Raw genomic sequence first — 11,247 nt, 5'->3', positions numbered from 1 at the left:
CTAGCGCTAGTAAAGAGGTATCTTTAAATAATCCAATAAATTGCCCCACAATGGCGGGAATCACGGCGCGTAATGCTTGGGGTAATACAATCAGCAAAATCACCCAAGGGGTTGCCAATCCCAATGCTTTCGCCGCTTCAATTTGTCCCCGAGGGACGGATTGCAAACCCCCTCGGACATTTTCTGCCATGTAAGCGGCACTAAACAGACTCAACCCAGCGATCGCCCGCATGACGCGATCGAGACGCATCTCCAGGGGCAAAAACAACGGTAACATCACCTGCGCCATAAACAAAATCCCAATTAAAGGTAATCCCCGGACAATTTCAATATACAGAATGCACAACCAGCGCAAGACGGAAAGAGAACTTTGCCGTCCTAATGCTAACAAAACTCCGGCGGGGAATGACAATACAATACTAATAATTGCCGTCACCAGGGTAAGTAATAATCCATTCCATAACTGAGTCTGAACCTGTCGCAGTCCAAATCCCCCGCCAATGAACCAGAGAATCACTGGAAATGCTAGAATCCAGGCCAAAGGAATCCATTGAACTAATTGGGCACGCCAGCGGATTGCCCAGAAGGAAAAGGCAGCAGCGCCAGCGATGACCCCCGTTGCCATTCCCACGCGCCAATAGAGTTGGGGGGGATATCTTCCCACTAAAAATAACCGCCAGTTTACCCCAATCACTTGCCAATCTGCTAAGGCGATCGCCCAATGCAACAATCCTCCCCCTAACTGATAAATCAACCCCAGACAAACCACTGTCAGAATGCTGTTGTACCAAGTATTAAATAGGTTTTTTCTAGCCCAGTTCCAGGGAGAAAGTCTCGGCGTAACAGGTGGGAGTTCGGCTTTGCTATCCATAGATTCGTCACCCTTTCTAACAGATTTATGGGTATGATTGACGCCAATTTTAGCGCTCTTTCAGTTGGACTTTTTTATTGTAAAAATTCAGGAACAGGGAAATTAATAAACTAATCGTTAAATAGGTTGCCATCAGCAGCATCATTACTTCTACTGCCCGTCCCGTTTGATTAAACGTGGTGGAGGCCACAAAATAAATATCAGGATAACCGATCGCGATCGCTAAACTGGTATTTTTCGCTAAATTCAGATATTGACTCGTCAGAGAGGGGATCATCGTTCGCAACGCTTGGGGAAAAATCACCAAACGCAGCATTAAACTGGGATTCAATCCCAGCGATCGCGCCGCTTCCCACTGTCCTTTTGGCACTGATTCAATCCCGGCGCGTACAATTTCGGCAATAAATGCCGCCGTATAAAGACTCAATCCTAGCACCAATGCTGATAATTCGGGAGACAGTTGTAATCCCCCCACAATTTGCCCACTCTCCAGCACTTCTGGTACTGTCCAAGGCAGGGGAAAGGCGACGACTTGCTGACTTAAATAAATTCTTAGAGGCAATTCTATGGCATTTTGTAGCCCCGGTAAACTTAAGAACACTGCCGAATACCAGAAAAATAATTGCAGCAATAAAGGCGTATTTCGGATAATTTCGACATACAGTAACGAAAGTTTTCTTAATAGCCAATTATCCCACAATCGCCCGACTCCCACGGTAATCCCCACTACCGTTGCCAGGATAATTCCCACCGCCATCACTCGTAAGGAGTTGAGTAATCCTACCAATAAAGCTCTAGCATAGGTTGAACTTCGGTCGTAGGGAATCAGGGTTTCGCCAATATCAAACGCTGCCTGAGAGTCTAAAAAGTTAAATCCCAGGGTTATGCCTTGTTGCTGTAAGTTGCGCTGCAAGTTTTGCCACAGGGTTAACCCCAATATCGCAATCAAGACAACGGCGACGGCTTGGATGGCAATAAACCAAAATCGGCGATCGCGCCACAATCTTCTCATGTCTGCTTCCCCTCAACTTATATCGAGACTTTACCCAAACCGACTGCGATCGTGCGGTTCATCCCAATTAATCATCGGTCCTTTAGGAACAATTCCCGTGGGATTGACTTTCGGATGACTCCGATAATAATGCTGCTTAATATGGTCAAAATTGCAAGTGGATTTGATTCCCGGATGCTGATACAACTCCTTGAGATAATTCCACAAATTAGGATAATCTACAATTCGCCGGATATTACATTTGAAATGAACATAATAAACTGGGTCAAAACGCACCAGGGTCGTAAACATACAAATATCAGCTTCCGTGAGGCGATCGCCACATAAATAGCGCTGTTTTCCCAGAATCCCCTCCCAGTAGTCCAAGGCATCAAATAAATCCGTTACCCCTTCCTCATACGCCGCCTGAGTTGTGGCAAATCCAGCCTGATATACCCCATTATTAATCGGTTGATAAATCTTATCAATCGTGTCATCAATGACCCCTTGCAAATCCCCTGGATATAAATTGATGGAATTTTCCGCAATCCCCTCAAATTCCGTATCCAACATTCGGATAATTTCCCGAGATTCATTATTGACAATTTGATGGGTTTCAGTATCCCACAAAACCGGCACTGTCACTCGTCCACTGTAACTCGAATCCGCTTTGAGATACAGTTGCCATAAATAATCGCAGTGATTCGCCGTATCGGGAATCATCCCCGGATACTCGGCAAATTCCCAACTATTTTGGTCAATCACCGGGGAAACTACCGATAGATTAATCGCCGATTCTAAGCCTTTCAAGGAGCGCATAATTAGAGTCCGATGCGCCCAAGGACAAGCTAAGGACGCATACAGATGATAACGTCCCGCTACTGGCGGATATCCACTCGAACCATCGGCAGTAATCCGATTCCGAAAGGTGGTAGAAGGGCGAATAAATCGACCGCCACTATCTTCCTGCTCGCGTTCAGTTACCCATTTCCCATCAATTAATAGACCCAATCCCATCGGTTTGTTCTTCCCTAACTTTTGAAAAATTTTGGGAGCATCCCAATGCTCGCCGCCCTCACCCTAAATCCCTCTCCCAAAGGGGGAGAGGGACTGAGGGTGAGGGCTTCTCCCAAAAAGGGAGAATGGGGCTCCGGGGATGAGGGCAGACTGTCCAAACATCGGATGCACCCCAAAATTTTAACTCAAGGATGGACTGCTTTTAGCGAAAGGGAGGTGAATACATCAACCCGCCATCAGTCCATAATCTATTTAATCCCCGCTCCAAATTCAGAGGCGTTTCCGGCCCTAAATTGCGATTATAAATTTCTCCATAGTTTCCCACATGGCGAATCACTCGCAGGGCAAAATCATTGCTCAATCCTAATTCTTGGCCTAGATTACCTTCTGTTCCCAAAAACCGGGTAATTTCGGGATTGGTACTATTAGCCATTTCCTCGACATTTTCGGAAGTAATCCCGAGTTCTTCGGCATAGATGGTGGTATAGATAATCCAATTCACCACATCGGACCAGTTCGTGTCTCCTGGGGCGACTGCTGGGGCAAGGGGTTCTTTAGAAATGGTATTTTCTAAAATTAAATGTTGTTCAGGGTTAGGAAAACGCGATCGCCGGGAGACTAATTGAGAGCGATCGGAGGTTACCGCTTGGCAGCGACCCTGAAGATAGGTGGCATAGGCGACGTTAATATCTTCAAAGACGACAACTTGATAGTTGATACTGAGACTTGCCATGCGATCGGCGATATTTTGTTCATTCGTGGTCCCGGTTTGGGTACAAATTGCTTTATCCTTCAGTCCGGCGAGGTTAGTAATTCCGCTATTTTGGCGAACCATAACCCCCTGTCCGTCATAGAAGACGACTGGAGCAAATTGCAACCCCACGGCCCCGGTATCTCGGCTGAGGGTCCAGGTGGTGTTCCGACTGAGGATATCGACTTCTCCGCTTTTCACTGCGGTAAAGCGTTCTTTGGCGTTGAGATTGCGGAATTCTACGGCGTTGGGGTCGTCAAAAATAGCGGCGGCGATCGCCCGACAGATATCCACATCCAGTCCCGCATATTTGCCGGTGGCATCGACAAAACTAAATCCTGGTAACTCGCCACTGACTCCACAGACAATCTGACCCTGATTTTGGATTTGAGCCAACTTCTGCGAACCCGTGGCAACATTGGCGTTGGGTTGACCCGATGGCCCCCCACAAGCAGTCGCGGCGATCGCCAGACATAGACTCGCCAGTTTCAATAATTCCTTTTTACCCATCTCTATAATTTCTTGTATTGAATTGGCCGGTTGCAGTGCGATTATTCTGATTAAAGGCTGTGCTTTATCTTACACGACTTAGGAAAACCTGCGGGTTCGACCTTTGAAAAGACCCTCTGCTGTGGCGATCGCAGGGAGTATTTCATCAAGAGTTTCAACAGGTGAGTGATTTGTCCCATTGCGATCGTCTCCCCCAAGAAAGCGGCAGACAAACCGCACCGCGATCGGTCATCCATTGCGGGAAATAGAGATTAGGGCCAAGGGAACCCTGATACTGAGCAATCGGTTATCCCATATCCGTGGCAATTCGTTCGCTGGCGATATCGCGAATCAGAGAGAGTCGCGATCGCAGGTATGCATTCAACACATTCACTTGATCCGGATCGAGGGGTTGCTCTTGTCTGAACTGCTTGAGCAACCACTGCACCAAGCTTGCATCATCTAGACTTAACAAAACGTTAACCTGGGTTTTTTCTATCAAGGACCAAATTTGACGTAGCATTAAGGGATTCATCTTTCCTCCTGCCAACAAAAACCAATCTCTTGTCGGGGATTGGCTAAATGCGGATTTACTTCGCGGCTACCCGAGAAACGACTCTCGCCGTTCTTCCAGTAAGCTTAATAATTCCTTTATATTTACACCATACCGTATTTATCCCGGATTGGATCGACACAACATAAGATGCAACAATAGTTACTAAAACCTTACAATTTGTTTGTTACAAACTTTACCTTTTCAGCCCTTTTCCAGTCTTGAATCCGTGATTTTTCAGGGAATCAGGCTGTTTTTCGTAGTTGAGACTACATATTAAGTTTTTTAAAGGAAAGCATAGCAATATCTCTTTATGTTGCGATTTTAAAATGCACCCATTCATTGAATGCTCAATTTATTATATCGCGCTCATTCAGGGTTCCTACCATTCAGCAGGGGCTGAGTTGCCTCATCGAACCCACCCTGAATTGACCCTAGGATTGAGCTGATTGAAATGAAGGGATTTCCCTAAATTTCGGGTAACTTTTTGTAAATCAAGCTTTTCAACGATGTTGAACCGATGGCCTAGTGCCGGACTGTAACGTTATCCACCCCAGGGCATCTTGAACCCCATTCGCTCACGCTGTCTGAGATATTTCACTAAAAATGGAGAATAGCGGATTCGAACCGCTGACCTCTGCGGTGCGATCGCAGCGCTCTACCAACTGAGCTAATTCCCCGGTCATTCGTGGAACCATCATAACATGAACCCAGGTAGAAAGGGAAGAGGCAATCCCAGATAATTTTTTTTGGGGTTTACAATGACTCAAACTCCCCTGGCAGTAAAGTTCCGTTAACCCGGTATCGGTTGGGACAAACAGCGCTGAAAAAACTCTTTGAGGCGATCGAGTTCCACATCGCGCAGATCATCCACCGTCCAGTCTGCCTGCCGTTGGAGCATATGAAACGGGTAAGTATTGGCGATGCCAACCACCTGAATCCCCGCACGTTGAGCCGCCTGAATTCCCGCCGGAGTATCTTCGATCGCCAAACAATCTCGCGGGGTCAGGTTGAGCTCCGGATATTGCTGATTCAACCGTTCCACCGCCAATAAATAGCCATCGGGTTCGGGTTTACTGGCACTGATGTCATCTCCGGCTACAATCGCCGAGAAATGTTGGGCCATATTCGCCCGATTTAACACCAGTTCCACCTCCGATCGCAAAGCACCCGAGACCACCGCTAATTTTAATTGAGCACCGCGCAGTTTAAAAATCAAGTCTTCCACCCCGAGAAAAATCGGCAGTTTATTCAGGGTAGCGAGTCGTTCCTGATAGGCGATCGCCTTGCAAGCAATCAGGGAATTCAGGGCCTCCTCCGTCAGGAACCGACCCCGCAGGGCAAATAATTCTGCAATACAAGCGCGATCGCTGCGTCCTAAACAGATTTGCCAGAACTCTCCTTTTTTCGGGCGCAAGTTCTCCGCCAGCAGCAACTCATTGATTAACTCCTCATGAATCGACTCATCATTAATAATGACCCCATTGAAATCAAATAAAATCGCTTTTAAACTCATGGTCCCTCTCTCCTTAGTAGCTGGGAGCCACAACCCAGGACTCCTCTTGTTCAGTCGATTTCGGTGACGCCACCGAGGATTGAGGTAACGGTTTGATCCCGCTGGTTACCTGATTGAGTAACCAGACTTCAGTCGTCTGCACCGCACCAAATCCTGCCGCACCCATCCAGGCATCCACACTGCCACCGGCATACTCTTGAATATAAGGTTCTTCAAAAATTTGGGTGAGCCACTCTGTCTGGCGTAGGGTTTTTTGATTGCCATCGAGGATCAGAAACTGCCCCCCAGGTTGCAGGAGTCGGAAACTTTCTTGCGCGATCGCCCCGGCAATTTCTGTGGGCGTCTCGTGGAATAATAACGAAGCCGTCACCAGATCGAAAGAATTGCTGGTAAATCCAGTCTGTTCCGCAGGACCATGCACCCAGTGAATCTCTAAACCCGCTTGTTTAGCCTTGTATTCCGCCATCACCAACATATAGGGTGATAAATCCAAACCGATGACTTCAGCATCGGGAAAGGCTTGCTTGAGCCGGATTGTCGTCGAACCCGTGCCACAACCCAAATCCAGAATTCGACGGGGATGGGTGCGAATTTCATCAATTAACCCTTGACGGATCCAACCTTCATGGGGAGGAAGCGCATATTGGGTAATTGGGTCGTAACTGACTGCTGCACCTGGATTGAGGTAACCGCCTTCAATGCCGTGAAAATTTTGAGTGATGTAATAGTCGGGGTACTCCAAATCGGGACGTCTGAGGCGAGAGCTTTCGGTTTCCCAGTCAATGCTACGACTCAACTGCTGCATCGCCTTTTCATCGATGAATAGCCAGACGACGGGTGCTAAAAACTGCTCAAAAATTGTATCTTTACGAACGGTCATGGTTTGGCCTCAAGATGGGGATGGAGTGGGGGATTCAGGAGCGATCGCCGACTCCCGGATGAGTTAATAATCGTTAAAAAAGTTATCAAAATTTTAAACCGTCTTTTAAACAGTATATAGCGCGTCTAAATCATTCTGACAATGGATCCAATGCCTAAGAGTCTTGTAGTGCGAGCATCTTGCTCGCTTTTTTTATGTCAAGCTCATTTAGGTTCGCTATAGAGATAAGGGATTCCAAAGGCAAAGCACCGAGGGCAATCCTGGGGACAGGGGCGATCGCGCAAGCTCCAGACAAAATCATTACCCTGGCATCAGTGGGATGGGATATGATGCGATGGCAAATGCATATAGCCCAACACCAGCCGAACACAAAAGCTCATGGCTCAAAACTTTGGTCTCTCTATAAAAATTTTTTATGGCGTGGTTGGTATTTTAACCACTTTGGCGATCGATGCCAGTCTCTCCCAACCCCTACAAGCGCAAGATACCGATTTAGAAACCTTGTGTCGGTTGTTTCCGCTGAATTCTCGCTGCCAACAAGTCCCTGGGCCGACGCCGGTCCCACCGGCACCCGCACCCCTTCCCCCAACTCAACCCCTTCCCCCAACTCAACCCGTTCCACCTGCACCTCGTCCCGTTCCCCCGTCTCAACCCGCCCCCCTGCCATCGCGCACCCTGCGCTTGCTGGAAGAACGGAGTGGGATTGCTGTCTCAGCTAATGGGGGAACCCTGGGGATTGGCCCTCAGGTTACGGGTCGAATTTTCCCCAATTTAAACGCCAGAATTGGATTTAATGGGTTATCGTTCAACCGTGAGTTTACAGAAAACGACATCACTTACGATACTGATGTAGATTTACGGACAATTCCGGCTTTTGTCGATTATTTTCCCAACGAAGACTCGGGATTTCGGATCACCGGGGGTCTCGTTTATAACGGGAATAAGGCATCAGGAGTCGGTCAGACCGATGTCAACGACCAAGGAATTTCATCCTATCAAATTGGTGGCACGAGCTTTGATGTGACGCAAGTGGGGACGTTAGAAGCTGAAGTTGATTTTCCCGATTTTGCACCCTATATTGGGGTCGGTTGGGGTAATCCGGTGGCCTTCGGAAAGCGATGGGGATTTTTTATGGACCTGGGGGTGATGTTTCAGCGATCGCCCAATGTGACGTTAAACGCCCCCGGTGCCGCATCCAATCCCATCCTAGCCAGTGAACTTCAGCGAGAGCAAGAAGACTTGGAAGATTCGTTAGGGCGTTTCCGCTTTTACCCGGTTTTGCAAGTGGGCGTGACTTATCAGTTTTAACTCAGGGTAATCTTTAAAGAGAGAATGCAAGAGTTGTAGGCGCGATCGCCTCTCCCGACTTTGGCTCACATTAAACCCCCAGGGCGATCGCCTTGACCACCCAAAAGTGAGTGAATGCATATCTGGGATAATTTTGTCAAGTCAAAGACTCAAAAAATAGAAGTTTTGGGATACAATCGTCAAGCCAATCCCTCACGGGAAATTCCCCGGTTGCTTCTCTTGAGGATGATTCAGAAAAATCGGGGAAAATCGGGGAAAATCGGGGAAAATCTCAGGGAACAGAGTTGGGCGAACACGGCAGGCGGCAGCAGGGTAGAATTTAGTTTTTGGGCGATCGATCGCCCGTTTAATCACCCAAGCCCGTCCGATTCTGCCGCTTTCTCACCGTAAACTAACTTAAAAGAGGGCGACTATCAGCCCCGGTCATTTAGACCTCAACCGCGCTGGGATCAGGGGTGAAAAATTGTTCGTTAAACAACAATCCATCCCCAAATTAAAGGACAAATTTTTAAAAGCTCACCGGGAGTAGCGGTTTAAGCAGAACGCTGTTAACACTCAAACCCATTCGGGAGATTTAGAGGCAATCCTTGAAAAGGATTAATTACCCAAAATCAACCCTAAACATCAATTCCCCAGGGATATCCCTGATTTAAAATTTAGATTTGCCAGCAAGAAATAGGAGTGAACAGGATGACCAGTTTCAGCACCTTTGCCGAACCCTCAATGCTCGACTTAGCACGGGCGGGAAATTTTCGGGCGATCGCCTACCTAATTAACTCATACCTGGCCCCCCAAGGCATTTATGCCAGGGTCGAACCCGTCCAAAAAGGATGTCTGCGGATCCGCCTGGAAATTAATGGGGTAAGCAATCAATCTGATATCTACCAGCAACTGCGTTCGGGCTTAAACAAATTTATCTGTCACCAGATCTGGCGGCTCAACTCTGAAGTTATTGATGGAGTTCGCATCATCGCCACAGGTGCTAACCCTGTCGGAAATTTTGACTTATTGTGGCAGCAATCCATCCGCATTGTCACCCCAGCCAACCAGCAACGCAGAAATCAGCATTTACAGCGGCTGCTGGATGGTGTTTCCCGCGCCGCTTCTTGGATTAACTATAAAGTTTTTCGATTATTTTTAGTGGCGGGGGTCTCGGTCAGTGCCTTTATTATGGGCAGTGCGATCGGCTACTTGCAACTGCGCGACCAATCCCAAACTAACCCCATTGTTTCCCCCCAAACTGCCTCCAATCCCGTCAACGGGTCCGAGGAACGGCCCAAAATGGTCCAGGCAGCCTTAGAAACCGTTCCAGTCATTGAACATACCGATGTCATCAACCCAAATGACCCGACGGTTACCCTGATGATGAGTGGAGATGTCACCCTGGGTCATGGGTTTGAAGACCTGATCGGGAGTGATTACACCTGGGCCTTTGACCAAATGCCTGAATACCGCGAGGCAGATATGGCAATGGTCAACCTGGAAGGGACCTTGACCACCGCCAATACAAAACTGGAAAAAACCTTTAATTTTAAAGCCGACCCCTCTGCGGTGGAGGTGCTTACCTCTGGGGGCATTGATATTGTCAACCTCGCCAATAATCACGCGATGGACTACCAGGGTCCCGGACTCCAAGAAACCCTGAAAACCCTAGAAAAAGCTGGGATTCATGCGATCGGAGCCGGGATGGATATCACGGAAGCCCGACGTCCTAAAATTATTGATGTGAAAGGACAGCGAATCGCCTACTTCGGTTACTATACGGCGGATTATCATGCCTCAGCAGAAGGAGTGCCCGGGACCAATCACGGCATGGAACAGCGGATTGCTGAAGATATTCAGGCCGTTCGGGATGAAGTGGACTGGATTGTGGTGAATTTTCACTGGGGCGTAGAACTGGCTAATTATCCCGAAATTTGGCAGAGCGAATTGGCCTATTTTACGATTGACCAAGGTGCGGATGTGATTGTGGGTCATCATCCTCATGTCTTGCAGGGGGCAGAAATTTATAAGGGACGGCCTATTGCTTACTCTCTGGGGAATTTTATTTTTGGAGGGAATGCTCGCAGCGATTACGATACCGCAGTCCTGAAGGTATCCTTGCGAGAGGAACAAATGAAGGTGGAATTTTTACCTGTTGAGGTCCGCAAGTATCAGCCTAAAGTGGTCAAAGGGGAAAGGGGCGATCGCATCCTCGAACACATCGATATGATCTCAGGGGTTTTTGAAGAACCGATGACTTCCCCCATGATTCTGGATGCTCGTCAATCTAAAGTCGTGACTTCAGGAGACACGGTGTTTGACTCCCAAAAGGCGGTTGAGATTAAGTCTAATCCGGCACTTGAACAAGAGTTACCCGGCGATCAAGATGAGGCGTTTAATGCCTCTCCTTTTACGGATGAGTTGGGTGAGCCTCTTTCTTTTGGAGAAGCTGATAAACTGGGCCAGACTGAACCGCCATCCCCACCTCAATCAAATGGGACCTCTCGGGCTGTGGGGATGGCCCTGGCTGCTGCCGCTGTAGGGGGTGCTATCGGAGTAGCCGGTCGGAATAAGAAAATCAAACTGCCTCAGTTCCCCAAGAGCCTGGTTTCTAGCTAGTGCACCAGCGATCGCAGCTGGGGGACAAGGGTCTGAGGGTAGGGTTTTGAATCAACCCCGTGGCAAGTTCCCCTTGACGAATGCATCCGATGTTTGGACAGTCTGCCCTCATCCCCCACCAGCCCCCTTCTCCCAAAAAGGGAGAAGCCTGTCCTGAGCCCTGAGCCCTGAGCCCTGAGCCCTGAGCCCTGAGCCCTGAGCCCTGAGCCCTGAGCCCTGAGCCCTGAGCCCTGAGCCCTGAGCCCTGAGCCCTGAGCCAGTCGAAGCCTG

General features: G+C 48.4%; 10 protein-coding genes and 1 tRNA gene. 3 read left to right on the top strand and 8 right to left on the bottom strand.

The window, feature by feature from the left end; all coding sequences use genetic code 11:
- From J0895_RS20515 to J0895_RS20480, 8 genes are all read right to left on the bottom strand, one after another.
- Nucleotides 1–871, bottom strand: an 871-nt coding sequence (locus tag J0895_RS20515) for an amino acid ABC transporter permease (protein WP_207089854.1), incomplete at its 3' end; no start/stop codon positions are given.
- Between the two features lie 49 nt (nucleotides 872–920).
- A complete protein-coding gene (locus tag J0895_RS20510; RefSeq protein WP_207089853.1) occupies nucleotides 921–1,883 on the bottom strand; it encodes an amino acid ABC transporter permease in 963 nt (320 codons plus the stop codon).
- 30 nt (nucleotides 1,884–1,913) lie between these two features.
- Complete coding sequence (locus tag J0895_RS20505) at nucleotides 1,914–2,879, bottom strand: glutathione S-transferase family protein (protein ID WP_277989875.1); 966 nt, start codon at nucleotides 2,877–2,879, stop codon at nucleotides 1,914–1,916.
- Between the two features lie 202 nt (nucleotides 2,880–3,081).
- Nucleotides 3,082–4,140, bottom strand: a complete 1,059-nt coding sequence (locus J0895_RS20500) for an amino acid ABC transporter substrate-binding protein (protein ID WP_207089852.1) — start codon at nucleotides 4,138–4,140, stop codon at nucleotides 3,082–3,084.
- 286 nt (nucleotides 4,141–4,426) lie between these two features.
- Nucleotides 4,427–4,654: a hypothetical protein gene (locus J0895_RS20495; protein WP_207089851.1), complete on the bottom strand. Its 228-nt coding sequence runs from the start codon at nucleotides 4,652–4,654 to the stop codon at nucleotides 4,427–4,429.
- Nucleotides 4,655–5,279: 625 nt separating this feature from the next.
- Nucleotides 5,280–5,352, bottom strand: a tRNA-Ala gene (locus tag J0895_RS20490).
- Nucleotides 5,353–5,465: 113 nt separating this feature from the next.
- Nucleotides 5,466–6,188: an HAD family hydrolase gene (locus J0895_RS20485; protein ID WP_207089850.1), complete on the bottom strand. Its 723-nt coding sequence runs from the start codon at nucleotides 6,186–6,188 to the stop codon at nucleotides 5,466–5,468.
- A 13-nt stretch (nucleotides 6,189–6,201) separates the two neighbouring features.
- Nucleotides 6,202–7,068: a class I SAM-dependent methyltransferase gene (locus J0895_RS20480; protein ID WP_207089849.1), complete on the bottom strand. Its 867-nt coding sequence runs from the start codon at nucleotides 7,066–7,068 to the stop codon at nucleotides 6,202–6,204.
- Between the two features lie 378 nt (nucleotides 7,069–7,446).
- On the opposite strand from J0895_RS20480, the gene J0895_RS20475 reads away from it, so the two are divergent.
- The 3 genes from J0895_RS20475 to J0895_RS20465 all read left to right on the top strand — a co-directional run bounded on the left by J0895_RS20475 (nucleotide 7,447) and on the right by J0895_RS20465 (nucleotide 10,977).
- A complete protein-coding gene (locus tag J0895_RS20475) occupies nucleotides 7,447–8,376 on the top strand; it encodes a hypothetical protein (protein WP_207089848.1) in 930 nt (309 codons plus the stop codon).
- A gap of 114 nt (nucleotides 8,377–8,490) precedes the next feature.
- On the top strand, nucleotides 8,491–8,766 hold the full coding sequence (locus J0895_RS20470) for a hypothetical protein (protein ID WP_207089847.1): 276 nt from the start codon (nucleotides 8,491–8,493) through the stop codon (nucleotides 8,764–8,766).
- 300 nt (nucleotides 8,767–9,066) lie between these two features.
- Nucleotides 9,067–10,977, top strand: coding sequence for a CapA family protein (locus J0895_RS20465; protein ID WP_207089846.1), 1,911 nt, complete (start codon nucleotides 9,067–9,069; stop codon nucleotides 10,975–10,977).
- Nucleotides 10,978–11,247 lie beyond the last annotated feature (270 nt).

Source organism: Phormidium pseudopriestleyi FRX01 (assembly GCF_017313335.1).
GTDB lineage: Bacteria > Cyanobacteriota > Cyanobacteriia > Cyanobacteriales > Laspinemataceae > Laspinema > Laspinema pseudopriestleyi.
This window is presented reverse-complemented; position numbering and strand designations above follow the sequence as displayed.